This window comes from Enterococcus sp. DIV2402, from assembly GCF_017426705.2.
Taxonomy (GTDB): Bacteria; Bacillota; Bacilli; order Lactobacillales; family Enterococcaceae; genus Enterococcus_F; species Enterococcus_F lowellii.
The window spans coordinates 1,698,848-1,724,418 of the sequence record NZ_CP147251.1 but is presented as its reverse complement, the minus strand read 5'-3'; the positions used below and the strand labels follow the sequence as shown (position 1 = coordinate 1,724,418).

General features: G+C 34.9%; 26 protein-coding genes. 3 read left to right on the top strand and 23 right to left on the bottom strand.

Annotated features, from left to right (window positions below):
* The first annotated feature begins 279 nt into the window (after positions 1-279).
* A complete protein-coding gene (locus tag DOK78_RS08360; protein WP_207940786.1) occupies positions 280-1,878 on the top strand; it encodes a PucR family transcriptional regulator in 1,599 nt (532 codons plus the stop codon).
* 74 nt (positions 1,879-1,952) lie between these two features.
* A complete protein-coding gene (locus DOK78_RS08355) occupies positions 1,953-3,098 on the top strand; it encodes an AI-2E family transporter (protein ID WP_243430501.1) in 1,146 nt (381 codons plus the stop codon).
* Between the two features lie 19 nt (positions 3,099-3,117).
* On the opposite strand, the gene DOK78_RS08350 is transcribed toward DOK78_RS08355, so the two are convergent.
* From DOK78_RS08350 to DOK78_RS08305, 10 genes are all read right to left on the bottom strand, one after another.
* The gene (locus tag DOK78_RS08350) at positions 3,118-4,440 is read right to left on the bottom strand and encodes an amidohydrolase (protein ID WP_207940787.1); all 1,323 of its coding nucleotides are present in this window, start codon (positions 4,438-4,440) and stop codon (positions 3,118-3,120) included.
* Positions 4,424-6,157, bottom strand: a complete 1,734-nt coding sequence (locus tag DOK78_RS08345; protein ID WP_207940788.1) for an adenine deaminase C-terminal domain-containing protein — start codon at positions 6,155-6,157, stop codon at positions 4,424-4,426. Before DOK78_RS08345 ends, DOK78_RS08350 begins: the two co-directional genes overlap by 17 nt.
* Before the next feature lie 12 nt (positions 6,158-6,169).
* Positions 6,170-7,243 carry an ABC transporter substrate-binding protein gene (locus tag DOK78_RS08340; protein ID WP_207940789.1) on the bottom strand — a complete coding sequence of 358 codons (1,074 nt, stop codon included), beginning with the start codon at positions 7,241-7,243 and terminating at the stop codon, positions 6,170-6,172.
* Positions 7,244-7,250: 7 nt separating this feature from the next.
* On the bottom strand, positions 7,251-8,279 hold the full coding sequence (locus DOK78_RS08335; protein WP_207940790.1) for an ATP-binding cassette domain-containing protein: 1,029 nt from the start codon (positions 8,277-8,279) through the stop codon (positions 7,251-7,253).
* A 13-nt stretch (positions 8,280-8,292) separates the two neighbouring features.
* Positions 8,293-9,072, bottom strand: coding sequence for an ABC transporter permease (locus tag DOK78_RS08330; RefSeq protein WP_207940791.1), 780 nt, complete (start codon positions 9,070-9,072; stop codon positions 8,293-8,295).
* The gene (locus DOK78_RS08325; protein WP_207940792.1) at positions 9,065-9,898 is read right to left on the bottom strand and encodes an ABC transporter permease; all 834 of its coding nucleotides are present in this window, start codon (positions 9,896-9,898) and stop codon (positions 9,065-9,067) included. The genes DOK78_RS08330 and DOK78_RS08325 overlap by 8 nt, the downstream gene beginning before the upstream one ends.
* Before the next feature lie 276 nt (positions 9,899-10,174).
* Entirely contained in the window at positions 10,175-12,778 is a 2,604-nt protein-coding gene (gene clpB, locus DOK78_RS08320) for an ATP-dependent chaperone ClpB (protein ID WP_207940793.1), read from the bottom strand.
* A gap of 207 nt (positions 12,779-12,985) precedes the next feature.
* Complete coding sequence (locus DOK78_RS08315; protein WP_243430502.1) at positions 12,986-13,249, bottom strand: GNAT family N-acetyltransferase; 264 nt, start codon at positions 13,247-13,249, stop codon at positions 12,986-12,988.
* 151 nt (positions 13,250-13,400) lie between these two features.
* Complete coding sequence (locus DOK78_RS08310) at positions 13,401-13,763, bottom strand: hypothetical protein (protein WP_207940794.1); 363 nt, start codon at positions 13,761-13,763, stop codon at positions 13,401-13,403.
* A gap of 112 nt (positions 13,764-13,875) precedes the next feature.
* Positions 13,876-14,121: a hypothetical protein gene (locus DOK78_RS08305; protein WP_207940795.1), complete on the bottom strand. Its 246-nt coding sequence runs from the start codon at positions 14,119-14,121 to the stop codon at positions 13,876-13,878.
* A 171-nt stretch (positions 14,122-14,292) separates the two neighbouring features.
* On the opposite strand from DOK78_RS08305, the gene DOK78_RS08300 reads away from it, so the two are divergent.
* Positions 14,293-14,829, top strand: a complete 537-nt coding sequence (locus tag DOK78_RS08300) for a glutathione peroxidase (protein WP_207940796.1) — start codon at positions 14,293-14,295, stop codon at positions 14,827-14,829.
* 161 nt (positions 14,830-14,990) lie between these two features.
* On the opposite strand, the gene DOK78_RS08295 is transcribed toward DOK78_RS08300, so the two are convergent.
* From DOK78_RS08295 to DOK78_RS08235, 13 genes are all read right to left on the bottom strand, one after another.
* The gene (locus DOK78_RS08295) at positions 14,991-15,494 is read right to left on the bottom strand and encodes a GNAT family N-acetyltransferase (protein ID WP_243430505.1); all 504 of its coding nucleotides are present in this window, start codon (positions 15,492-15,494) and stop codon (positions 14,991-14,993) included.
* The gene (locus DOK78_RS08290) at positions 15,466-16,371 is read right to left on the bottom strand and encodes a GNAT family N-acetyltransferase (protein WP_207940797.1); all 906 of its coding nucleotides are present in this window, start codon (positions 16,369-16,371) and stop codon (positions 15,466-15,468) included. The genes DOK78_RS08295 and DOK78_RS08290 overlap by 29 nt, the downstream gene beginning before the upstream one ends.
* A gap of 124 nt (positions 16,372-16,495) precedes the next feature.
* Positions 16,496-16,669, bottom strand: a complete 174-nt coding sequence (locus DOK78_RS08285; RefSeq protein WP_207940798.1) for a glycine zipper family protein — start codon at positions 16,667-16,669, stop codon at positions 16,496-16,498.
* 65 nt (positions 16,670-16,734) lie between these two features.
* Complete coding sequence (locus DOK78_RS08280; RefSeq protein WP_207940799.1) at positions 16,735-17,337, bottom strand: transglutaminase-like domain-containing protein; 603 nt, start codon at positions 17,335-17,337, stop codon at positions 16,735-16,737.
* 3 nt (positions 17,338-17,340) lie between these two features.
* Positions 17,341-18,375 (bottom strand): lysylphosphatidylglycerol synthase transmembrane domain-containing protein, encoded by a 1,035-nt coding sequence (locus DOK78_RS08275; RefSeq protein ID WP_207940800.1) that lies wholly within the window; start codon positions 18,373-18,375, stop codon positions 17,341-17,343.
* Between the two features lie 9 nt (positions 18,376-18,384).
* A complete protein-coding gene (locus DOK78_RS08270) occupies positions 18,385-18,654 on the bottom strand; it encodes a DUF1294 domain-containing protein (protein WP_207940801.1) in 270 nt (89 codons plus the stop codon).
* An 82-nt stretch (positions 18,655-18,736) separates the two neighbouring features.
* Positions 18,737-19,639: a diacylglycerol/lipid kinase family protein gene (locus tag DOK78_RS08265; RefSeq protein ID WP_207940802.1), complete on the bottom strand. Its 903-nt coding sequence runs from the start codon at positions 19,637-19,639 to the stop codon at positions 18,737-18,739.
* A gap of 56 nt (positions 19,640-19,695) precedes the next feature.
* Positions 19,696-20,925: a peptidase T gene (gene pepT, locus DOK78_RS08260; protein WP_207940803.1), complete on the bottom strand. Its 1,230-nt coding sequence runs from the start codon at positions 20,923-20,925 to the stop codon at positions 19,696-19,698.
* Between the two features lie 15 nt (positions 20,926-20,940).
* Complete coding sequence (locus tag DOK78_RS08255; protein ID WP_207940804.1) at positions 20,941-22,062, bottom strand: Nif3-like dinuclear metal center hexameric protein; 1,122 nt, start codon at positions 22,060-22,062, stop codon at positions 20,941-20,943.
* Complete coding sequence (locus DOK78_RS08250) at positions 22,059-22,757, bottom strand: tRNA (adenine(22)-N(1))-methyltransferase (protein WP_207940805.1); 699 nt, start codon at positions 22,755-22,757, stop codon at positions 22,059-22,061. Before DOK78_RS08250 ends, DOK78_RS08255 begins: the two co-directional genes overlap by 4 nt.
* Positions 22,758-22,830: 73 nt before the next feature.
* On the bottom strand, positions 22,831-23,250 hold the full coding sequence (locus DOK78_RS08245; protein WP_207940806.1) for a hypothetical protein: 420 nt from the start codon (positions 23,248-23,250) through the stop codon (positions 22,831-22,833).
* A gap of 12 nt (positions 23,251-23,262) precedes the next feature.
* Entirely contained in the window at positions 23,263-24,189 is a 927-nt protein-coding gene (gene dnaI, locus DOK78_RS08240; RefSeq protein ID WP_207941461.1) for a primosomal protein DnaI, read from the bottom strand.
* The gene (locus tag DOK78_RS08235; RefSeq protein ID WP_207940807.1) at positions 24,189-25,571 is read right to left on the bottom strand and encodes a DnaD domain protein; all 1,383 of its coding nucleotides are present in this window, start codon (positions 25,569-25,571) and stop codon (positions 24,189-24,191) included. Before DOK78_RS08235 ends, dnaI begins: the two co-directional genes overlap by 1 nt.

Below are 25,571 nucleotides of genomic sequence, written 5' to 3'. Positions count from 1 at the left end.
TTCTTTCAAAAAAAAAGCGGAAAAGACGATTTTCCACTTTGTCTGTTTGTTTAATTTTAACAAAAGCTATTTTGCCTTTAAATAATCATTCACTAGAAAAGGTGACTGATTTTTCCTCGTGGAATAGTCAAACAACAGTCAATTCTTTCATTTATCTTTCTACTATGTCTTGCCATTTTATATATTGTATAGTATAACTCTATACAAACAATGAGACCTTGTACGAAAATACCAAAAATTTATTTTTTTAGTGCTCAGTGTACAAAGAAAGGAGTCCTTATGCAGCTTTATTCTTTATTAAATGCAGATGAAACGCATTATATTCAAGTTGCCAACCAAAAAGCAGATTTAACTAGAGAAGTGACGACCGTGGGAATGATGGAAGCTCCTGATATTATCGACTTTTTAGTTGAAGGACAGTTATTAGTCACAACCGGTTTTCACTTTTATCAGGATATTCCCGCACTAACCAGTTTAATTAGAGAAATGGACGAACGAAATTGTGCAGCAATTGGCATTAAAGATCAACGTTATTTTGATAAAATTCCTCAAGAAGTCTTAGATGTAGCGAATGAATTACAATTCCCTGTTTTATTATTGCCTAAAGATACTGGTTTGTCTGTTGTTGTCCGTGATTTATTGCATCGCTTGTTAGAATCACAATCAAATGCTTTGTCACGCATTATTGAACATACCAGTAAATTATCAACATTTATTTTAGAAGAAGGCCCCACTAGTTTATTTTTAGAAAAAATTTCCATGATTATTAATAAAGAATTATTTTTAATCAATTCACATTATGTCGTCACTTACACTAGTAAAAATATTGATGAACATGCGCAATACATTGGACAAACGCTAAAAGCATCATTGACACAAAAGCTATTGGACTTGTCTGAACCGCTTATCGGAACTTATGATAATCATACCATCGCTTTATTACCCATTAATACAGATTTCCAATCAGATGGGTTATTTCTAGGTATATTAGATTATGAAAATGGGAATAAAGAAGCGACTCTTTTATTGCAACAAATTGTAAACTTACTCGGTTTTTCTACATTGCGTACTTTAATTAATGAAGAAGCTAAACGTCAAATAAAAAATGATTTATTCACTTCGATTATCTCAAAAAAAGTTGATTCGTCGGTGCTAGTAGAACAATTACGCCTACAAGAAGTTGATACGTTCACACTGCATAAGTGTGCCATTGTCTCAATTCAGCAAGTGACGACTTCTTATTTAATTAGTTACAAAATGGTGCGCAGAGTGCATGACTACTTAAAATGGTTTTTAGATGAAGAACAATTGGATTATCAATTATTCATTAATGGCGAAGAATTAGTTTTTCTCATTCCCTCTCTAGATATGACTTTTAAACGACTCTATCACCTGCAAACATTTTTATCTGAACAAATTGCAACACCCTATACAGTTGTGATTGGATATTCTCATAGTGAACTCCCTTTAATTCAGACCCATACTTTATTTACGGAAGCTGCTGAAGCATTGACACTCGTCACCAATCCACCAGAACGGACTTTAATTGAATACCGACCAAAAGTGATTTCTGAATTGTTACAACTGATTCCTAATAACGAACAGGAAAGTTATATTGAAGATAATTTACTTGCTTTAATGCAATTGGAAAATCCTGTTGAAAAAGCTGAATTGATAGAAACACTCTATCACTATTTCTATCATTCACGAGCAATTAATAAAGTCGCAAGTTCCTTGTTTTTACATCGAAATACGGTCATCTATCGTTTAAAAAAAATCGAACAAATTTTACACGTTTCTTTAGAGGACCCAGAAGTGAGAATGCGTTTAACAATCGCTATTTTACTATTGAGAAATCATACAGATAATCCAAGATAAAAAGTTTACGTCTTTCATGAAACATTTATGTTAGAATAAAAGAAAATGAAACAATGAAATTGAGGTGTTGTTGATTGAGAAAAATCAAAATTGATTGGAATTATTGGATTATTCGGTTTTTATTTCTGATGGCCGTTATCTTAGGATATAAATTCATCTCTAATTATCAGATTATAGTCAATGCGTTGCGTAACTTTTTCCATATTCTATCCCCTTTTATCATGGGTTTTATCCTTGCTTATTTACTCAACGGAGCACAAAATAGAATTGAGAAATTGTGTCAAAAAATTAGACATCCCTTTATCAAAAAAAGAAGTCGTGGTATTAGTATCTTGATTTTATATCTCTGTGCAATCTATTTAATTTTTATTGCATTAAATTATCTTGTACCATTGATTATCAATAATGTGATTGATTTATTGACGTTATTGCCAACGTTTTATAATTATTTAATTGATTTGGCTACAAATTTAGAAGACCAAGGTGTCATTGAATTTATTCGTTTAGAAGAGTTATTGACTAATTTAACAGCGGATTATTCTCCTGATAAATTGTTACTTCAGTGGACGCAAGCCTTAACTTCTTTAGGTGCATTCACCAAAGGCTTGTCTTCGTTAGTCATTAATTTCTTTTTATCTGTCATTATTTCAATCTATACGTTGTTGTTTAAAGACTCAATTTTAGATTTTATTGGTAAATTATCTAGTAAAATCATGTCAGAAACTGTCTTTAATAGTAGTCGACGTTGGATACAAACTACCAACCAAATTTTTTATAAATTCATTAGTTCTCAGTTTATTGACGCTTGTATTGTTGGTGTTTCTGCGTCAATTGTCCTTTTATTGATGAATGTCAAATTTGCCATTACGCTAGGTTTGCTATTAGGGATTTGTAATATGATTCCTTATTTTGGTTCAATCTTTGCGTCTGTAGTTACAGCAATTATCACCTTCTTTACGGGTGGATTGAGTCATGCGGTATCGGTATTATTTGCTTTGATTGTCTTGCAACAAATTGATGGAAATATTATCGGTCCTCGTATTATGAGTGGTGCATTAAATCTAAATCCGATTATCATCATTATTTCAATTACTATTGGTGGTGCCTACTTAGGGATTTTAGGAATGTTCCTTGCTGTACCAATCGCTGCTATCTTAAAAATTATCGTGACCAATTGGCTTGACGATTCCATAAAAGAAACAACACCGCAATCTGAATAAGTTTGCGGTGTTGTTTCTTTTATATTTCTTCTGAACGACGTTTGGCTTCTTTCACAAATTCTGTCATATTTTCTACCAACTGTTGGCGCAAATCAGAGACTTGTTGCGCGACTAATTGCTTCTCTTTGACTAGTTGACAACCGTTAACCCAAACATCTGAGACATTGCTTGCATTTGCAGAATAAACCAAGGCTGAATAGGCATCAAAAATAGGAAACATATTAACTGATTCTGTTTCAATTAATGTTAAATCAGCTTTCTTTCCAACTTCAATTGACCCCACCAAATGATCTAATCCTAAGACTTGTGCGCCACCTTTTGTTGCTAAGGTAACAATCTCGTTAGCTGGGAATAATCCTCGATCATGTTCATGCGTTTTATGAAAATTAGCAAACATTCGCATCTGGGTAAATAAATCTAAGGTATTGCCACTACTTGGACCATCCGTTCCTAAGCCAACGTGCCAGTGATTTTTCAGCATATCTTTGACTGGTGCTACACCTTTTGCTGATTTTGTATTGGCACCAATACAATGAGCTACTTTAACGGCCTGCGCTTTGCTTTGCAACAAATCAAAGTCACTCGCTTGTGTAAAAATACCATGCGCTATAATAAATTGTTGTTCAAAATAACCTAATTCATTTAAAAAAGCAATCGGTGTTTGCTGGTACCTTTGTGCAAATTCTTCCATTTCATAGGTCATTTCGGCTACATGCATTGTAATGGGACTACCATAGTGTTGGGCGATAGCTACAATTTGTGCTAATACTTCCGGTGTATTGGTATTGGTTGCATGAGGCGCAATGGCTGGCGTAATTAATGGATGCCCTTGCCATTTCTCTATAAAGGTTTCACACCACTTGAGGGCTTCCTCAGGCGTGGCAAAATCGCAAGTTGGCATATCAATAATTGTTTCACCTAGAATCGCTCGAGCGCCCATTTTTTCGACAGATTCAGCAATAGCATCTTCAAAATAATACATATCACAAAAACTTGTCACACCGCTTAATAACATTTCAGCGACAGCATATTCCGCCGAAGCTTGTGCTAATTCTTTCGTCATAACTTGTTCTAAGGGAAATAAAAATCGGCGTAAACGATCAGGTACATCATCTCCTAAAGAACGAAACGGTATCATTCCTACGTGCGTATGCGCATTTATCATGCCTGGTATTAAAATGCCATTTTTGCCATCAATGACCCTATCTGCAGATGGCAATTTTGCATCCATCGCACCGATTTCTTGAATTGTATCCTCTTCAATTAAAACATAACCTTCTGGAAACTCGGTCATTTGGTCATCAATCGTTAACACATGAACATTTTTAATGAGTTGTCGCATGTAAAACACCATCCTCTGGGAAAACCAATGGATAAAACGTTTGTGATTTAGTATCCATCATGCCTTTATCTGTTACTTTAATCGCCGGTGAAACAGGTAATGATAATGTGGAGAAAGACATAATTTCATTCATATTTTCATAACCGAGTTGCTGCATTGCCAACCGAACTTGTTGTAAATCAGCACCGAGTTCTTCAACAGGTGCTTGCGATAAAATACCACCAATTGGCAACGGACAAGTCGCTACTACTTTGCCATCATGGACAACTACATAACCACCTTGTAGTGCTAACAAAGCTTGTTGCGCGACTAAAATAGATGTTGAATCATTCCCCATCACCATTAAATTATGATGGTCATGCGCCCATGTTGTAGCAATGGCTCCTTTATGCTTTAAAGGTTGCTCCATTAAAGCATGAGCAATGTTGCCATTTTTACCATAGCGTTCCATCACAAGTAGATGACCAAGGTTTTCGCTTTCTGTTTGTAATATTCCTTCTACAACAGCAATTTCTTTTGTAACTCTTTCCGTAAAAGTTCCGATGACTTGCTTTTGAATGACATTACAACGAACTTGTACCTTGTCTGTTTCAACTTTTAAGACTAAATCATCCGCTGTTAATAGACGACATTTAACACTTTGCTGGTATGCTTGTGGAAATTCTTCTATGACTTGCGGATAAACAAATGGTTCGCCTTTTTCAAAAACTTTTTGACCGTCTTTATAAACTTGAGCAATCGAGAAATCTTCCAAGTTATCTAATAAAATAAAATCCGCCACTCGACCAGGAGCAATCATTCCTCGGTCTAATAAACTCATGCGACGAGCAGGTGTGTATGTTGTCATATAAATCGCCTGTTCTATGGGTAATCCAGCAGAGACAGCTTTTTTTAAATTCTCATTTAAGTGCCCTTGTAACAGATCGTCTGCCATTACATCATCTGTAATTAAGCAAGCAAAATCATATAAATTATTGTCGCGAATGACTGCCATATTTTCTGGTGTAATGGATTTATTTTGAAATTGGATAAACAATCCTGCTTGAATTTTGTCTAGTAGATGTTCAGGAAACTGGTGGGTATGATCAGATGAAATCCCACTATATAAGAAATCGGCTAACTCTCGATCATAAATTTTAGGAATATGTCCTTCCATCGGCATCGTTGGGCGCATTCCTTTGCATAAATCAATAATTTGAGCAATCAAGGAATCGGGTTCATAAGCAATTCCTTTGAAATTCATCGCTTCACCTAAACAAATTACTCGTGGATCTTGCAGTAATTGCTCCACTTCAGGTAAGCCAATAATGCCACCTGTTGTTTCTAATTCCGGTGTAGTTGATGGAACTGAAGATGGAATCGCATGAAAAATATCCAAAGTAGTTTTGGCAGCCATAAATTCCTTAAGACCTTCTAATCCAAAAACATTCGCCATTTCATGCGCATCTGCTACAATCGTTGTCACACCATACCGCAAAACTGTTTCAGAAAAAATCGTTGGTGTCGTCATAGAACTTTCAATATGCATGTGAATATCAATTAAGCCGGGAATCAGATATTGATTCTCGGCTTCAATCGTTTTTGCAGAAAGATCGTCTATGTCGGCAGCACTGATATAATAAAATTTGTTCCCTTTGATGGCAACATTTTGTTTCACAAAGCTTCGAGTCGGTGTTTGAAAGACCCAAGCATTTTTAATAATCACATCTGCGTTCATTGTATCCCTCTTTTAATTATTCATTGTACGGTTCCATTGGTCTACCCAAGAACTCATATTTTCATTAATTAGTTTGAAATCTACTGGTTGCGCACGGTCAGCAACAGCACCATATGTTTTATTTTCTGCTTCTTCATCAGTCAATTCAACATCTTTGTTCACTGGACCTTCATTTAAAGATAAAGCTTTAGCTTTTTGAGACTCTTCGCTGATGCGGTGGTCAACAAATTTTAAAGCTAATTCTTTGTTTTTTGTGTCTTTTGGAATATTTACTGTATTAAAGTTAGCATATGTGCCTGATTCAGGGACAACATATGTGACATCTTCTGCTGCACCTTTAATAATATCAACAGCAAAGTCTGCCACTACAGCAACTGAAATTTCGCCTGATTGGAACATATTCGCTAAATCAGATGATTTTGAATAAGTTTTAACTACATTTGGTTTTAATTCTTTTAATGCTTCAAAAGCTTTTTCACCATTGTCTGCAGTGATATCTTGTTTTGCATAATCACTTGCTACATATAACATTAATGGACCAGCTGTTACAGTAATATCTGGAATTGAAATTTGACCTTTTAAGTCTTCACTCCATAAATCTTCCCAACTAGTAATTTCATGTCCAACTTTTTCTTTATCGTAGACAATACCAATACTGTTAACAGCAATCGGTACCCCTGAACCACTTTCAAAAACTTCTTTTGCACTATCTGTTAAATTTGCTAAGTTTGGTACGTCTGCTTCAGTAATTTCTAAAAACATATCGTCTTGATTACCTTCTGTTGAGTTGTTTTGTGCTAACTCAATTACATCAACACCTGCATTTGGATTATTTTTCAATTTTGTAAAACGATCCGCACTGTTTCCAACTTCTAATGTAATCTTTGCATCATTTGCTTTTTCAAATGGTGCCATGATATCTTGCTTCACAATATCTTCACTTAAACCAAATGTTGAAACAACTAATGCGTTGCTTCCTGAGCTTTCTCCACCCTTTGTTTCTTCTGTTTTGGTTGCTTCACTATTACCACAAGCTCCTAAAATTAATCCCGACACCAATAATAAACCGAACATATACTTTTTCATTGTGTTCTCACCTTTCTAAAATAACTAATTTTTCAGCTGGGAAGTTTAATTGAATTTCTTCACCAGTTTGGTAAACTTGTTGATCGCTACCATTCACTAACAACGTACCTAATTCCGTTGCTACTTCATATTGGTGGCTTTTGCCTAAAAATGTACGGACAACAACGGTTCCTTTTACTGCACCAGCATTGACGATTTGGATATCTTCGGGACGAATGGTTGCAACTGCTTTTTCAGCTGTTGCAGTTGAAATCGTTGAAGAAAGAATAGTATTATTTTTTGTCTGATAACCAGCTGCCGTTTTAGTTACATCAAAGAAATTTTCAAATCCAATAAATTGAGCGACAAATTGGGTTCTTGGTAAGCGATAAATGTTTTCAGGTGTATCATATTGCTCAATTACTCCGTTATTCATAATCGCTACTTTATCGGAAATCGAGAAACATTCTTCTTGGTCATGAGTAACAAATACAGTTGTAATTCCTAACTGTTGTTGAATTCGTTTGATCTCAATACGCATAGCTACGCGCAATTTAGCATCCAAATTCGATAATGGTTCATCCAATAATAATAATTTTGGTTCAATAATTAACGCACGTGCTAAAGCAACACGTTGGCGTTGACCACCAGATAATTGTTTAGGATAACGATCACCTAGGTTTTCTAAACCACAGATTGCTAACATTTCAGCAACACGTTTTGCGATTACTTCTTTGCTTTCTTTGCGTAATTTTAAACCGAAACCAACATTTTCAGCAATTGTTAAATGAGGAAATAATGCATAACTTTGAAAAACCATTCCAAAATTACGTTTATGAACAGGAATTTTTGTTAGATTTTCATTATCTAAAATAAACTCGCCATCATTCGGTTTGATTAAACCTGCAATCACTCGTAAAGTTGTCGTTTTACCACAACCACTCGGACCTAATAAAGAAACAAGTTCGCCTTTTTCCATCGAAATATTCATTTCTTCTAAAATATTTTGTTTTCCGTCATAACTCACACGGATGTCTTTTAGTTCAACAAATGACACGTTTTTCTCTCCTTTACGCAATAGACGCTAAGCCTAACGTTTTTTCAATCAGATACATCAAGCCGATTGTCAATAACATCAACATCACTGAAATTGCCGAAACGGTTGGATCGTAGTTGTATTCCATATAACTTAATAAAGATGTTGGTAACATTGTCACTCCTGGACCAGATAAAAACATCGATACAGGAACATTGTTAAATGAGTTAACAAATGCCAACATGAATGCAGCGAAAATTCCTGAAGAAACATTTGGTAGCACAATTTGCATAAATGCTCTAAAACGTGTACATCCTAATGTCCAAGCAACTTCTTCCATCGAATAGTCCAATTGATCCATACTTGAACCTACGACACGAATAATATAAGGTAAACTAATTAAAAAGTGTCCAATCAATAGCCCTTGAAATACTGGCAAACCTAGTGCAACAACAATAAATTGGAAAAGCGTATAGCCGACAACAATTCCTGGAATAACAGTAGGTGATAAGAAGAAACTCTTAATCAAATTTTTGCCTTTCACTGTGTATCTCGCTAATGCATAAGAAGCAGGAACACCGACTAATAACGCCAAAATAGTTGCAAGTAAGCCAACAATTAAACTTAATTTAAAACTCTCTAGCATAGTTTCTGAGCGCAGTGCATTGCCATACCAATCCAATGTAAATCCTTTGATAGGAAATTGAATCGCCGCAGCTGTTCCAAACGATGTCACAACGATTAGCAACAAGGGTAGAAATAAAAAGGCAAATACTAATATTGCAATAATCGTCATTCCTTTTTGTTTACGCATGATTCATTTCTCTCCTATCCATTCGACTAGCAATTACATTTAAACCTTTCATTACGATTAGCGTTGTAACAATCATAATCAAAGCAATAATAGCAACTGCATTCCAATCACCTAGCGTTGACGCTTTTTGGTAAAGGAACGTCGCTAATAACATTTTTTGATTTCCACCAAGCAATTGTGGTGTAGTATATGCTGTTAGTGTTCCGGTAAATACTAAAATACTCCCAACAATGGCACCTGGAATGGATAATGGCAAGACAATTTTGATAAAAGCGATAAATGGTGAAGCACCCAATGTTTCTGCAGCTTCCAACATTTCTCCTTCAATATTTTCCATTACGCCGACTAGTGTCATAATCATAGTTGGTAAAAATAGATACACAGAACCAATGATAATCGCAAATTCCGTGTAAAGTAAACTTAGGGGTTGGTCAATTATACCTACTGACAGTAAAAAATTATTAATAACACCATTTTTTCCTAAAATGTTAATCCACGCAAAACTTCGAATAACCGAGTTTGTCAATAAAGGAAACAAAGTCATTGCCATTAAAATGCCGCGCCATTTTTTCTGTAAACCAGCAATAAAATAAGCAGTTGGTATTCCTAAAATTAACGAAATAATCGTCACAATTCCTGACACGCGAATTGTTCTCCAAAAAATCCCACGGTTATATTCATCTTGAAAGAAAGCGATGTAATTACCAATACCTCCATTTTTAGGAAGAAAAGTAGGAAAGATACTCGCAATCAATGGAACCATTAAGAAAAATACTAGAAGGATAATTCCTGGTAATAAAATCATATATGGAATATTTTTTTTCATTGTTACACTCCTCTTTGTTTTAAGCACAGAGAGATTATACGGGATGAGTTCCTGGCTTTCAATAAAAAAACATAAAAAACATATCTATTTTTAACGAACGTTCGTATTTTGACCCATTATTTTTTTATCCACTACTACTTTTTTCTATAAAACAACAAACAAATCTAAGTATATCAATGTTTTCAACCCTAATCAATCCTTAATGATTTTGTTTTCATTTTATTATCATTCGTAAAAAATAGACTGAGACTCTAAAAAAGAATCTCAGTCTATTTTTTATTCTTCGATTGGTTCATTTTGGAATACTAATTGGTTATCTAACAAGCTAATTGTGACGTTTGTTTTTGGTAACACACGTCCAGAAACAATCTCTTTAGCGAGAGGCGTTTCGACTTCGCGTGTAATAAATCGGCGTAAGGGACGCGCACCATAAGCTGGCTCATAGGCTTGTTCTGCAATCCAAGATTTTGCATCATTAGAAATACTCAAGTAAATTTCTTGATTAACTAAGCGTTTAGCTAATTGGACAACTACCTTATCAACGATGCCTTTCACATTTTCAAGACTTAATGGTGTAAATAAGATGGTATCATCAATTCGATTTAAGAACTCTGGTTTAAAGTGTCCTTTTAGAATGGCCATTACTTGTTCTTCAACAGCTTCTGGAATTGTTCCATCGGCTGTTACACCTTCAAGTAATAGTTGGGAACCGATATTACTTGTCATAATTAACACCGTATTTTTAAAATCAACTACGCGACCTTTCGAATCTGTCAAACGACCATCATCCAACACTTGTAATAAGATATTAAATACATCTGGATGGGCTTTTTCAATTTCATCTAACAAAATAATTGTGTATGGATTACGACGGACGGCTTCAGTTAATTGACCGCCTTCTTCAAATCCCACATAACCTGGAGGCGCTCCGACTAAACGAGACACAGAATGTTTTTCCATGTACTCACTCATATCAATACGTACCATATGATCTTCTGAATCAAATAGGTTTTCGGCTAAAGCTTTTGCTAATTCCGTTTTACCAACACCTGTTGGTCCCAAGAATAAGAATGAACCTAATGGACGATTTGGATCTTGCAAGCCAGCTCGCGAACGAATAACCGCATCACTGACCGCATTCACTGCTTCGTCTTGTCCAATGACACGGCGATGAAGTGTTTCATTTAATTTCATTAATTTCTCGCGTTCACCTTCAACTAATTTAGTTACAGGAATACCGGTTAGACGACCAACAACTGTTGCAATTTCATTTTCTGTCACTGATTCTTGTACCATGCGTAAATGATCGCTAGCATCTTTGTTTTCTAATTCTTTTAATTCACGTTCTAATTGTGGGATAGTTCCATGACGTAAAACAGCGGCACGTTCTAAGTCATAATTATTTTCAGCATCTTCTAATTCGTGCTTAGCTCGATCAATTTCAGCACGTTTATTAGAAATTTCATTGACTTCTTCTTTCTCAGTTTCCCATTGCATCTTCATCGCATTAACTTCTTCACGTAATTCTGCTAATTCTTCTTGGAGAGAAGCTAAACGTTTTTTCGATGCATCGTCTGTTTCTTTTTTTAGAGCGGCCTCTTCAATTTCTAATTGCATTAAACGACGAGTCACTTGGTCTAATTCAGTTGGCATAGAATTCATTTCCACACGAATGGTTGCACAAGCCTCATCTACTAAATCAATCGCTTTATCTGGTAAAAAGCGGTCTGTAATATAACGATCGGATAGTGTTGCCGCAGCGACTAACGCATTGTCATGAATATTTACACTATGATGGATTTCAAAACGTTCTTTTAGTCCGCGTAAAATAGAAATGGTATCCTCAACAGTTGGTTCTTTTACCAACACTTTTTGGAAACGACGTTCTAAGGCTTTGTCTTTTTCCATATATTGACGATATTCATCTAGTGTAGTGGCGCCAATTGTATGCAATTCGCCACGCGCCAACATAGGTTTTAATAAGTTGCCAGCATCCATACTGCCTTCTGTTTTACCAGCACCCACAATATTATGAATTTCATCGATGAATAAAATAATGCGACCATCTGATTTTTTCACTTCTTGTAAAACAGCTTTTAATCGTTCTTCAAATTCACCACGGAATTTTGCACCAGCAATCAATGCTCCCATATCTAATGAGAAAATGGTTTTATCTTTTAAGTTTTCAGGAACATCTTTACGAACGATACGTTGGGCTAGTCCTTCAACAATGGCCGTCTTACCAACACCTGGTTCACCAATTAATACTGGATTATTTTTTGTTTTACGTGACAAAATACGAATAACATCGCGAATTTCTTCATCACGTCCAATAATCGGATCCATCTTGCCATTTTTCACTTGTTGCACTAAGTCAACACCATATTTTTCTAATGCTTTGTATTGCTCTTCCTGATTTTGTGAGGTCACTCGATCCCCTCCTCGCATATCTTCTATATTTTTACGTAATTCTTTTTCATTGATTCCTTGTTTGGTTAAATATTTTGTTAGTCGATAATTTTTTAACTTCATTAAAGCAAGTAATACAATTTCAGTTGATAAAAATTCATCTTGAAAAGATTCTCTTAATTTATCCGCTTCATTTAATAAATTGTATAAATTTTGGCTCATACTTTGCCCATATTGAACATTTCCACCTTCAATACTTGGATATTCATCTAACGCACGATCAACTTCTGTTTCAAAAGCATCCACGTCAATCCCAGCATCTGTATAAAAATTTCTTGCAAAATGATTTGGTTGTAAAAAGATTTTCCATAAATGGGCTATATCGATTTCTTGATGATGACGAGTCACTGCAATTTGTTGTGCTTCGGCAATTGCTCCTTGAAGCGTCGTCGTCATTTTCTCTATATTCATAACATTTCCTCCCATCATTTGACTAAGACTTATTGTCTTACAAGAATTATTATACGACTATGGTCAGTAAAGGTCAAAAAATAACCCTTAAAAGTCAAAAGTTTTTTGACTGATTATAAAACGTAATAAAAAGCTTAGACACAGCTATCGTCTAAGCTTTCTAACAGTATAGTTAACAAAATTTGATAAAACGTTTTTGCATCTTATTCACTTGGTATCCCATTTTTTATAAAATGGGTGTGCATTGCTTCGATTTTCACCAGAATTTAAACGTATAGCCAAATAATTCCGTCGTTTTGCTTCGAGTTCTACTTCATCCATTAACTGCTTCCCAATTCCTTGCTGTTGGTGAGTTTCTAAAACAGCTAATCCCATAACGTTAAACATTGTTTCAGAATATAAATTATCATAGATTTCTGCATGAACATAACCAACTACTTGTTTCGTTTTAACGTCTTCATATACACGCAAAAAATGATGATGCTTCTCTTTCATTAGTTTTTGTAATTTATAGTTTCTGTTAGCTCTAAAGAAACAGCATAACCTAATTCCATTGCATTCAACTGTTGCAAAGCCAAAACGTCTTTTCGTTCAATTTTACGTAACATCTTGCACCTCTTGACTATTTAGGAAATTGATTTTTCATCTTATCGATATATTCGGCTTTTTTTGTATAGAGTTTAAATGAAATATGAAAGATACCACAGGCAATTAGGAGTCCTCCGTACATCAGATTTCCTTGCCAAAACACATATGTATTAAAGGCAGCAATTAGCAACAAAGCTATAAAAAAACAAAACAGCATTCGCAGAAATAATCCTTTTGCTTTAATTGTGTTAAAATAGGCAATCCATTTTCCTTCATCCATTTGCAATATCATTCTTTTCAAATGAAAAAACAACATTAACAATAGCACAGAAACCAATAGCGCTAAATAAATCGATACTAATACGGTGATAAATAAACTTAAAATATCTAAAACCAAGTAGACATCTCCTTGCATTTTTATTTCTTTCAAAGTCTACCATAGAATAACTATTGTCTCAATAATAGAACACCAGCCATCTTTTGGAATCAAGATGACTGGTGTTCGTCTGTTATTTCTCTTTTTTAGTTAACCATTTTACGCTGAAAAAAAGGGAGGAAACACTTAAAGCAAAACTAGCAACTAAGCAATTAAACCCTAATTTTAGTACAAAAAGATCTGCATCTTGCCACTTTGCAAGGTCAAAATTAGTTGTACCCACTTGTTTTACAGATTTCGATACCATAACAAATAGAATAATTGAACCAATCATTAATAAAATCGAACCGAGTTGTAACAGATGATTAATTTTTTTCATAGACCTTCTCTCCTTTGAAAACCAAAATCGAAAACGTTTTAATTAATTTTATCACATCACTTACTATACAACCAAAATTGCTACTTCTCTTATCAAAATACAAGACAATCCTAATCAAACATTCGCATAAATAAATCGTTTGCAGTAGAATAAACAAAAGGAGGAAATACTATGACAACAATTTACGATTTCACAGTAAGCGATCAATCAAATAATGATTTTTCATTAAATAACTATCAAGAAAAAGTTCTACTTATCGTGAATACTGCAACAAAATGTGGGTTCACGAAGCAATACGAAGCCTTAGAAAAATTATACAGCGAACTCGCTGAACAACCATTTGAAATTCTTGATTTCCCATGCAATCAATTTATGGAACAAGCACCAGGAACAAGTGAAGAAATCAATCAATTCTGTTCACTGAATTATGGCACTACCTTCCCACGATTTGAAAAAATTGATGTCAATGGTCCACAAGCCATTCCTTTATATCAATGGTTACGAAAAAATAAACCGACAGATGAAGGAAAAGAGGCTCAAGCTTTCGCTGAGAAAATGCACACTGTTCATCCCGATGCAGAAATTGATGCAATTAATTGGAATTTCACAAAATTTTTAGTCGATACCAAAGGACAAGTCGTACATCGCTACTCCCCAACTGTTGAACCTGCAGAAATCAAAGAGGATATTTTAGCTTTGTTAGATTAAAAAAATTCCTCGCCTGTTTGGATAGGTGAGGAATTTTTTATACGTTCAAAAGATACAAGAATTAACTTCCTTGTTGTTTCTTATTTTTATCTAAAGCCTTATGCAAAAGGATACTGTCAAAATCTAATCCTTTAATTAGAGTAAGGAGATATTCATTTAGCTTATTCATTTAACAACAATTCTGCTTGATAATCACAACGTTCATAATCATCTATATCGACAGGCACTTCATTAAAGCCAAACAATTGATAAATATGCAATGCTGTTTTCAAATTTTTATTGGAATAGATAACAATTTTTTTCGCACCTTGCTCTTTTACATAATTTATTGCCTCAGTAAATACTATCTTCCCTGCGCCTCTTCCTTGGAATTTTTCGTTTGTAGCAAATTTACAAATTTCCCATACTTTCGGTTGCAGTTCAGTCACCATACACGTTGATAAAACATGATCATCCTCTATCGCGAAAAAAATCATTCCACCTTGCTCTATATAAGTTTCCACATTTTCTAATTGTTCTAAATCATGTGGTTCGATTTTAAAAAATTTATCAATCCAACGCTTGTTCAAATCAATAAAGTCTTGTTTATATTTTTCTTTATAACGAATAACCTGCATCTTTTTTCCACCTTTTTTATTAAATATGTTGCCATACCCATTTTTCATCCATTAATTCTTTGTTCTTCCATTTGGTAGTCGGAACTGCTTCAGTTAAAGTAAACCCACTTCTTGCATATAGATTTCTAGCTTGTGTTAATTCATTAATCGTCCATAAATAAACGTGTTGCACTTGTTTTTCTGTAATAAATTGCATAAGCGTATCTAATAATTGCTTACCTAAACCTAAATGCTGATAATTTGAATCTACAGCAAACCAATGAATTTCCCACTTATTTTTCTCATTTTCAACAATTCCAATCGATCCTACACGAATACCGTTGACTTTCGCAATCCAGATTTTTCCCGACCGAGGTTTCTCCGTATAACGTATCAAAGAAGTTAAAATATGCGTTTGAATGGCATAATGATACCCTAGCTCTGTATACAATCTACTATGCAAGTCTGCAATAAAACCAATATCTTGAGTGGTTCCTTCATCAATTGCGATGTGATTGTTTTTTTCATAAGTATTTTTAAAAATAGTCATCGCACAATCTAATCGTTGCATTTCTTGTTTAGAATACGGAAGTAACTCTTCTCTCAATCCTAGACGCACAATTTCAGTTTGTTCTAAATACATCTGTGTCCCTTTTTCAGTAAGAGATAAAATAAAAGAACGTTTATCATTATTATCTGGTACACGTACTACGAGACCATTTTTTTCAAATTTATTTAACATTTTACTTAGTTGCCCTTTATTCATCATTAAGTTTTCACTAATATCTTTAGCGCTTAATGCATGATTATTATAAATTTCAGCGATTACGTTTGCTTCACCAATTGTAAATAATTTACCATAAAATTTAAAATCAAATTTCCCTAATAAATTTGCATAAAATCGGTTAAACCCACGAAATTTATCTATAAAGTATAAGTTAGTCACCTATCGAATCCTCCTTTATTTATAATTTATACATTTTAGTTTAATTTGTAAACTAAAATAGAACCTCATGTAAACTAAATACAAAAAAAGATAGAAAGCTATAATAGCTTTCTATCAAATCATTTTACTTCTCTTTCTTTTTCTGACTATCTAATCCAGCACCAATGGCAACGCCAAGTGCCACCCCTAAAGCAATACCTAGAGCTAAATTATCAAATAATAAACCAAATACGACACCAAAAGCGGGACCTAATGCGACACCAAGAGCTGTATAATTTACATCATCTTTTTTCTTCATATTCGTCACTCCCTTTGGTTTTCTCAATTTAAGCCTAACAAAAATTGGATGTTGTGGCAATTATTTTAAATAATTTCAGGTAAATCCTTCAAATACATCTCGCAAGCATTCGTAGCTTCAGACAGAGTGATCATCGTTTGACTGTTTGGTTTCACATAAATAGTTGGATACGTGTATTCATCCTCTTCCGAATTAGGAACAAACGCCAATTTTTCTACTTTCCCATCAAAATCTGCCTGAATCCCTTCTTTATTTCCACGCGCATCTAATTTTACCCATCTTTTTTTGGAGTGTAGATAGACTGCATTAAGCGCATGAATGCAATATTTGCCTGTTTCTTTATCCATTAGCAATAAACGTTGGTAACAAAATCCTGTGGGAATCGTTTCATTCCGTAAAATAGCTGCTAATAAATTAGCCTTTGCATAGCAAATTCCATGACCAGCATGTAATACCTCTAGCGAAGTTTTAGTGACTTCATTTTGTTGAACATCCCAAGAATGGGCAATTTTATCTCGAACAAAAACAAATGCTTTTTGAACCTTTTCTATTTCTGTGTCACTTACCAAAAACAACGTCTCTGTTAATTCTTTAATTTCTTTTGAATGAATCGCTAGTTCTGGTAAGTCCTCTACGTAAGCAGATAATTCATCTACTTCAACATTCATCCGCTATTCACTTCTCTCTGCCTTCAATTCTTCTAATTCATTTGAAATAGCATTTTTACGATCGACTAATACACCAACAAATCCAAGTAAAAATGGTAAGACATACGATGCAAAGCGATATAACAACATAGATGATACGGCATCCACGGTTCCTACTAATGGACTAAATAAAAAGAGATAGACAAATTCAAATGCTCCGATACCCGCAGGAGAAGGCAAAACACCCGCCAAAACGAGGGTGAAACTAATCAAGGAAAAGACTAATAAAAAGTCAATATCTGGATGATTGTCTACTAAACAAACATACGGAATGAGATACCACATGCTCAATTTCAATAAATTTAACAAATAAATTTTAACAAGGGCTGTTCGATCTTTTAAAACAGAAGAAACAGTTTCTCGCAAAGAATAGATTTGAATATTGCACCGATCAACAAAATCACGCATTTTTTTTGTCTTTAAGAAACGATGACACAACATGACAAAACCAACTTGTAATTTTAAACTTATTGAGATAACTAAAAAGAATGAGATAATCACACCTGTCATGACCATGCCCAATAAAATCAATGGAATCATTTTAGGCGCATGTTCATAAAACAGAGAAAATTGGATAATTAATGCAAAGATAGCATAGGTTAGAATAGCACCTTTATACATAATCATATGTAGCGCTGCAACACCCATCCCTTGCGAAACTTTTAATCCTTTACGATTATAAAAATTAATTTCTGAGATTAACGTCCCCATGCCAAATGTAATCACCCGATAAAAAGCCACATAAAAAGCCGTTAGCATTCCATCAAAAATACGAAATTTCTTAGAGAAGCCGGTCACAATTGAACGAATAGACCAACCTTCAAAAAATTGATAGGCAATTCCTAAAAAAACGACACCCACTAAAACAATAATCGTTGTTTCTTTTAATTCCGCAAGTATGTCGGATAAAGAATTTTTAATTAAATAAAACATGATTCCAAAAATCAGTAATAACGCTAAAATATTTAAGATAAATTTAGCTTTTGCATTTATTTTCATTTCATTCTCCTAACTAAAAAAGAGCAATAATCCATCAAAAACGACACCAACTAGAAAGCAAACTAAAAATTTAGGTTTACGCGTCTTATGATGGAAAAAAGCGCGTGCAAGTAGACCACCTAGACCTCCACCAATAATCCCAAAAAACAAAAGATTTGCTTCTGGTACACGCCATCGTCTTTTTTTTGCTTGCTGCTTATCGTAGCCCATTAAACAAAATACATACACATTGACCAGTATCAAATACATCCATACCGGATTTTGAATTATTTCTGACATATAAACCTCCATACCTATAGGATAACTTACAATGAGAATTTATCAATAGAAAAGCAGACAATTCTCATCGTCTGCTTTTCCTTTATTTTGTTGAAGGTGTAAACACTGCTAATTTTTGATGAATCGCTTGTAAGTGAACAGGTAAATCATCTGTTGGGTCTCCATCGGTTCGAGTAACAATTTTTTTCTCATCAGTCAACGGTGTTAGTGTGGCTTCTTTGGCTGAAAAATAAGTTACTCCTGGAATTTTATGAAATTCTCCTTTAAAAATACGTGGAATATTATAAATAAAACGGAAAAATTGCAATTTCGGAATAATCGTCACATGCATTTGTCCATCATCTGGTGTGGCAGATGCATCAAATTGAGTAAATCCACCAACTGAATTTGTCATAGTAATTGTCACTAAATGCGCCTTTCCTTGCCAAAAATCATCTTCTGTTTGAATAGAAAGTGGATATTTTCGGCGCTTGAATAAGATACGGAAAAAACGTTTTGTAAATGCCAATGGACCATATTTTTGCTTTTCTTCTTGACTAACTTTCGATGCAGTATCTGCTAAAATACCAACTGTCATAGTCGAAATCATCACATCATCGTTCACCTTTGCATAATCGATTTTACGTGTGTGTTGATTAATTATTACATTAAAAGCCTCATCTTGTTCTAACGGAATAGCTAATACACGAGCTAAATTATTAACTGTTCCACCTGGAATCAAGCCGACTTGATATTGGTCAATCGTTTCTTGGAACATGCGAACCACATGATGGACAGTGCCATCGCCGCCAATAACTACAAGGGTGTCGATTTGATGATCTTTTGCACTTTGAAGAATTTTCTTTTCATCAACATCTGGATTTGTGACTTGAAAAATAATTTTTTTAACATCTTTGTTATTTTTCACAAAGTTTTTGAAGTTATTAGCAATTTGCTCACCTTCGTTTTTACCAGACGTATCATTATAAATGACCATGATTTTCATCTTACTCACCCCTAAAAAAGATAGTAAAGTTCAATTCGACTTTACTATCTTTTTTGTTATTTTGCAACTAATTCAGCGATTTTGACAATAACGTCTGTTGCTTTTTCCATCGCTTGTAAAGAAACGTATTCAAAACGACCATGCATATTTTCGCCACCTGCAAAAATATTTGGTGTTGGAATTCCCATATAGGAAATTTTTGAGCCATCTGTTCCACCACGTACTGGTTCAATAATTGGTTGGATTGCTAATTCATGCATCGCTTGCTCAGCAACATCAATGATACTCATATCTTTTTCAATGACTTCTTTCATGTTGTAGTATTGGTCATACATATGAACAGCAACACGTTCTTGATCGAACGGATGGTTCATTTTTTCTTGAATTTCTGTAATTAGATTTTTACGTGCTTCAAATTTTTCGCGGTTATGGTCACGAATAATGTAGCTCATTTTCGCTTCTTCTACAGAACCAGATAATCCCATTAAATGGAAGAATCCCTCATAGCCATCTGTTTTTTCAGGAACTTCGTCCGCAGGCAATTGATTTTGAAAATCGATTGCTAATTGTAGTGCATTAATCATGGTATCTTTTGCTGTACCAGGATGAACATTCTTACCATAAAAAGTAATATCTGCTTGTGCTGCATTGAACGTTTCGTATTGTAATTCACCTACTGGACCTCCGTCCATCGTATAGGCAAATTGAACGTTGAAATCTTCTACATCAAACTTATCAGCGCCAACCCCGATTTCTTCATCAGGACCGAATGCCACTTTAATTTCACCATGTGGAATTGATGGATTAGCTAACAAAATTTCCATTGCTGTCATAATTTCTGCTATCCCTGCTTTATCATCTGCACCTAACAAGGTAGAACCATCTGTAGTGATTAATGTTTGACCCGTGTAATTCTTTAAATTAGGAAAATCTGCGGTAGTTAAGACATATTTCCCATCTTTATCCAATGGAATATCAGACACACCGTCATAATTTTCTATAAGTTGTGGATTGACATTGACCGCATTAAAATCAGCTGTATCCATATGTGCGATAAATCCAATTGCTGGCACTTCTTTATCGGTATTTGCTGGTAAAGTTGCTAGGACAAACCCATTTTTTTCATTGTAATGGACATCAAATAAACCTAATTCTTCTAACTCATTTTTCAATGTATGCGCAAAAGCAACTTGCGTTTGCGTTGAAGGTGTTGTAGTGCTTTCTGGATTTGAACGTGTTTCTGTTGTTACATAACGTAAAAAACGTGGTAATAAATTTTCGTACATCTGACATTACTCCTCTTATCTAAATTGGAAAGGATTGGTATTTGTTTCAGATGGGATAAATTCGATATCCCATTGCTGTTCTTTTTTCCATTCTTCCATTTTTTCTATGAATTTTGGTACACAGACAACTTCAATGTTATGACCAGGATCGATAACTGTCAACCCATTTGTTTGCATATCATGCGCTGTATGATAATAAACATCGCCTGTAATATAGACGTCTGCGCCAGCTTTTAATGCATCTCCATAAAAATTACCACCTGAACCACCACAAATGGCAATTGTTTGAATCATTTTTTTCGGTTGCTGTGGTTCAATCAACCGCAAACCATCTAATTGAAAAACTTCTTTCACTTTTTGTGTAAAGGCATCAATCGACATTGGCTGGGCTAATTTCCCCACACGACCTAATCCAAATGTTTGTGGTGGATTGTCCAACGTTAAAATATCATAGGCAGGCTCTTCGTAAGGGTGAACAGAAAACATCGCTGCTAATACTTGTTGTTGAATTGTCTCAGGGTAAAGTACTTCAATTCGGGCTTCTTGTACTTGCTCTGCTTTATTTGCTGAACCAATCGCTGGATTGGCTGCCTCGGTTGGCGTAAAACGTCCCGTACCAATCAACGAATAACTCGTATGATGGTAATTCCCTTGTGTTCCTGCACCGGCATCACCTAACGCTTGACGCATCGCTGCACTTGCTTCAACAGGAACATACACAGCTAATTTTTTAAAGTGAATCTCATGTGTTTTTTTCAAATAATTTGTCACTTGAATACCCAACATTTCGCAAAACCAATCATTTAGTCCGTCTTCGATGATATCCATGTTTGTATGTGCGGCATAAACAGAAATGTTATGACGTAATAAATCAATATACATCTTTGTTTGTAAATCATCTTCAGTTAAACGCTGAATAGGACGAAAAATAGGCGGATGCTTAGCTATAATCAAGTCAATTTTTTTTTCAATTGCTTCTTCCACAACTTCTGGACGAACATCTAAAGTCATCATCACACGTTGAATCTCACGGTCTAATGTTCCAATATGTAAACCGACTGGATCGCCTTCTTCTGCTAACCATAAAGGACAATATTCTTCAAAGCGATGAATAAATTCTTTGGCTGAAAGGCTCATGCCAAAACCTCCTTAATCCAAGCAAGTTGCATTTTTATTTCTTCAACTTTTTCTAAAGGTTTTTCTTCAGCTTTTTCTAATTGACTTAACACACGTTCTTTAGCAGTTAGTTCACGTTGCCATTTTTGGAAGAAAACCTCATTTTTTTCTTCTAATAATTTCGGACCAAAAAATAATTCTTGCTCAGTATAGGTCGTAGGTTTCTGTTTTTCGGCAACAATAATTTCATACGTCTTTTTGTTTTCTTCTAAAATTTCTTCTTCAATAATTGCATAGTCATTTTGTGCTAACCATTCCCGTAATGTTTTCTCACCGATATTTGGTTGGAGGATGAGACGTTCAGTACCATTCATTCGACCATTATTTTTACCACTTTCTAAAATTGAGCGAATTAATGTCCCTCCCATACCGGCAATGGTGATTGCGTTAATTTCATCATTCACTTCAATCGCTTCTAAACCATCAGCTAAACGGACAACAATCCGATCTGTTAAACCACTTTTACGGACTTGCTTTTCAGCTGATTGAAAAGGCCCCCTAACAACTTCACCGGCTACCGCGAATGTAATTTTATTTTTTAACATCAACGCTACGGGTAGATAGGCATGATCTGAACCAATATCTGCTAATCGTGCATCTTGGGGAACATGCGAACCAACACGTGCTAAGCGTCGTGATAATTCTTGTTCGTTCATTAAAATTCCTCTTTTCTCACTAAAAATTCTCTTAAAAATGGCACAACACCATATTCAAGAGAATACTCAATATTTATGGTAATAAGGTAATATTTTCAATTGCATTTCCAGCAACTTGTGGTGGAATTGACGCTGTGGTTGCTGGAAGTCCCTTTAAGGTTACTTCTACTTTACTTCCTTTGCGCCACGCCCGCCAATAAGCAATATCTTTGGTTTTCACATTGATACCGACCCCATGCTGAATAAAAATGTCAACAATATTTTCAGGGTCTTCAATTGATTCCACATTTTCTAAAAACAATAAGACACTGTCATCTTCCATTGCTGATTCTTCAAGATGCTCTGTCAATGTTCCTGTAAAAATAGTTCGTGATTCCATTATTTCACTACTCTCAGTACTTTCTTTTGTTTCAGGTGTAGCATTTTGAGTACCACAGCCTGCCACAAAGACTAAACTTAATCCTAAAAGACTACCTAGTAGCCAGTTCTTCATTTGGTTTCACCTCTATTGATTTCGTCGATTACGCCCACTCATGCTAACCTCTTTGGTCAAGTAGCGAATACGTTCCATAATACGTTTAGCTTTTAATGGTTCTTCTTCACCACGTTGCGTAACAGACAGATGTTTTTCCAATTCTAACATGGTAAAGTTAGAGGTGAAAAACGTTGGGAGTTGTTCCTGCATCCGATATTGCAAAATCACACCAAATACTTCATCCCGAATCCAGCTACTCATGGCATCCGCACCAATATCATCTAACATTAAAATCGGCGCTTTTTTGATAGCTTCCATTTTTTCAGCGACTTGATCTTTACCAATTGCTTGTTTCATTTCAACAGCAAATGAAGGGAAATGTAACAGCGTCGATGAAAAACCTGCTTCTGCTAAATCACGAGCAATTGCCCCTAGAAGATAGGTTTTGCCAATACCAAAACTGCCGGCTAAGTACAAGCCCTTATGAAAATTTTTTGGTTCTTCTTTGTACGCTTCAATAAAATCAATTGCTGCCATTAATGCTTCACCACGTCCAGCAGTTCCTTCATAGGTAGCAATACGAGCTTCTTGGATGTCTTTTGGCATATTCAACGCTTGCACGCGGTTACGCACTTCTTCTTGATGTCTTCTAGCTAATAATTCTTCAGTTGGGATATACGTCACATCGACTGAATGAAAATTTAACATCAACTGAGGCTCATATCCCGGTGCAATTTGGGCTGGATCATTTAACTCAAATTTACGTTTTTCTTGAACAAACTCATAAAGTTTTGCATAACTACGCTCAATATCTTGTTGGGTTAAACGATTTTTATGCAGATCTAAAAAATTACGCACATCGACGTCTTGTAAAACTTCTTGCATCATTTCTTCAAAGCGTGTCCGATAATTTTTTTGATCTAATAGACGATTTAAGTTTTTACCTACATCTTCCATCATTTTTCACCTTCTTTGCGTTGTAAATATTCTTGCAATCGTTGATTAATTGCTGCTTGTTTTTCGGAATCTTCCACTTCTTCAACTGGATTATCAACCCAGTCAGGTAATGTTTCTTTACGAATCGGTTTGCGGTAATTGGTTCGTTGGGTTTCTCGTTTTTCTTTGGCTTCTTTAGATTCTTTAACCAGTTGTCGAACATGTTTAATTGCCTCTTCAGGACTTTTAATTCCCATTTCGGACCAATTGGTTGCAATTCGATTAACAAAGCTCGCTTGTAATGAACTATTGTTTTGTACCACTAGCACATAATGCATCAAAACATTGATGACGCTATTGGCTAGCGGACTTTTCTCAATCAATGATTTCAACAACCAGCTTTCTGAATCCGCTACAAAACTATGCTTTTCTTGCTTGATTGCTTGTAAAAAATCAGCTGGTGCTGTCGCTTCACTCATCTGAATTAAACCGATATCTTGTTCAGAAAATCCCGACTGACGCAATGTATTGAAGCGACGAGTTTCAGCATCTTTTGAAACATAAATCCCTGTCTTTTTTTGTGGTATTTGCTTTGTATGACGTGCTACAACCTTAGCAAGCTCTTTTTCATTCACTTTACCGTCAATAAAAGATACTGCTTCCGTCATCAAGTCAACTAATTCCATCTCATCAAAGCCATAGAGATTTTGGTAAAGAACTAATTGATGATTAAAGGATGTCGTAAAGTTTGTACGTGAAATATATTTTTTCTCAGCTAAGTTAAGTAAAAAGTCCCAATCAATTTGAGAAGCATCAAGCTGAATACCATTGTTTTTATTCACATCATAGACTTGTGCCACTTGTTCTAATTTTGATGATTTGCGCATAAATGATTCTTCGTTAATTGAGCCATACACATCTTTAAAGCGACACGTAATTTCTTGATAGTTAGAGACATCGAGCTTTTTAGGCTTAAAACGTTCAACCATTTGATTAAATTTTCGCTCCCCAATTGCACTCCATAGCAAAAAACTATATGTTTCATCTTTAAAAAACACTTCTGGATGTAATGGTTCTTCTAAGCGATATAAAAACATTCGACCAAACTCTACATCTTCTTTCATAAAAACAGAAAGCAATCCCATACCTTCTAATTGTTTACGAGCATGTAAAAAATCTGGCAAACCGATATTTAATGCATGTAACATATCAATGTGCGCAAAGTCATTTTCAAACGAATCTTCCTCATCACCCAATAATGCATAATACAGAGCCAAAGCTTGTGCACCAATAATTGGTTGGTAGAGGTATAATAAACCATCATTGCCTTCTTTTGTTAAAGGCAGGCTCTTGAACACTTGATAAATATGATTTGGTTGGACTTCATCCCAAGCGGTCTTCAC

What these genes read in the sequence shown, in the direction of transcription:
- DOK78_RS08275 (WP_207940800.1), bottom strand. Translation starts at nt 18,375, where the DNA reads ATGAAAATAAATGCAAAAGCTAAATTTATCTTAAATATTTTAGCGTTA.
- DOK78_RS08300 (WP_207940796.1), top strand. Translation starts at nt 14,293, where the DNA reads ATGACAACAATTTACGATTTCACAGTAAGCGATCAATCAAATAATGAT.
- DOK78_RS08350 (WP_207940787.1), bottom strand. Translation starts at nt 4,440, where the DNA reads ATGCGACAACTCATTAAAAATGTTCATGTGTTAACGATTGATGACCAA.
- DOK78_RS08345 (WP_207940788.1), bottom strand. Translation starts at nt 6,157, where the DNA reads ATGAACGCAGATGTGATTATTAAAAATGCTTGGGTCTTTCAAACACCG.
- dnaI (WP_207941461.1), bottom strand. Translation starts at nt 24,189, where the DNA reads ATGGAAGATGTAGGTAAAAACTTAAATCGTCTATTAGATCAAAAAAAT.
- DOK78_RS08270 (WP_207940801.1), bottom strand. Translation starts at nt 18,654, where the DNA reads ATGTCAGAAATAATTCAAAATCCGGTATGGATGTATTTGATACTGGTC.
- DOK78_RS08330 (WP_207940791.1), bottom strand. Translation starts at nt 9,072, where the DNA reads ATGCGTAAACAAAAAGGAATGACGATTATTGCAATATTAGTATTTGCC.
- DOK78_RS08285 (WP_207940798.1), bottom strand. Translation starts at nt 16,669, where the DNA reads ATGAAGAAAAAAGATGATGTAAATTATACAGCTCTTGGTGTCGCATTA.
- DOK78_RS08265 (WP_207940802.1), bottom strand. Translation starts at nt 19,639, where the DNA reads ATGAAAATCATGGTCATTTATAATGATACGTCTGGTAAAAACGAAGGT.
- DOK78_RS08325 (WP_207940792.1), bottom strand. Translation starts at nt 9,898, where the DNA reads ATGAAAAAAAATATTCCATATATGATTTTATTACCAGGAATTATCCTT.
- DOK78_RS08295 (WP_243430505.1), bottom strand. Translation starts at nt 15,494, where the DNA reads ATGAAAAATGGGTATGGCAACATATTTAATAAAAAAGGTGGAAAAAAG.
- pepT (WP_207940803.1), bottom strand. Translation starts at nt 20,925, where the DNA reads ATGTACGAAAATTTATTACCACGTTTTTTACGTTATGTAACAACAGAA.
- DOK78_RS08245 (WP_207940806.1), bottom strand. Translation starts at nt 23,250, where the DNA reads ATGAAGAACTGGCTACTAGGTAGTCTTTTAGGATTAAGTTTAGTCTTT.
- DOK78_RS08340 (WP_207940789.1), bottom strand. Translation starts at nt 7,243, where the DNA reads ATGAAAAAGTATATGTTCGGTTTATTATTGGTGTCGGGATTAATTTTA.
- clpB (WP_207940793.1), bottom strand. Translation starts at nt 12,778, where the DNA reads ATGAATATAGAGAAAATGACGACGACGCTTCAAGGAGCAATTGCCGAA.
- DOK78_RS08305 (WP_207940795.1), bottom strand. Translation starts at nt 14,121, where the DNA reads ATGAAAAAAATTAATCATCTGTTACAACTCGGTTCGATTTTATTAATG.
- DOK78_RS08280 (WP_207940799.1), bottom strand. Translation starts at nt 17,337, where the DNA reads ATGAATGTTGAAGTAGATGAATTATCTGCTTACGTAGAGGACTTACCA.
- DOK78_RS08250 (WP_207940805.1), bottom strand. Translation starts at nt 22,757, where the DNA reads ATGAACGAACAAGAATTATCACGACGCTTAGCACGTGTTGGTTCGCAT.
- DOK78_RS08255 (WP_207940804.1), bottom strand. Translation starts at nt 22,062, where the DNA reads ATGAGCCTTTCAGCCAAAGAATTTATTCATCGCTTTGAAGAATATTGT.
- DOK78_RS08360 (WP_207940786.1), top strand. Translation starts at nt 280, where the DNA reads ATGCAGCTTTATTCTTTATTAAATGCAGATGAAACGCATTATATTCAA.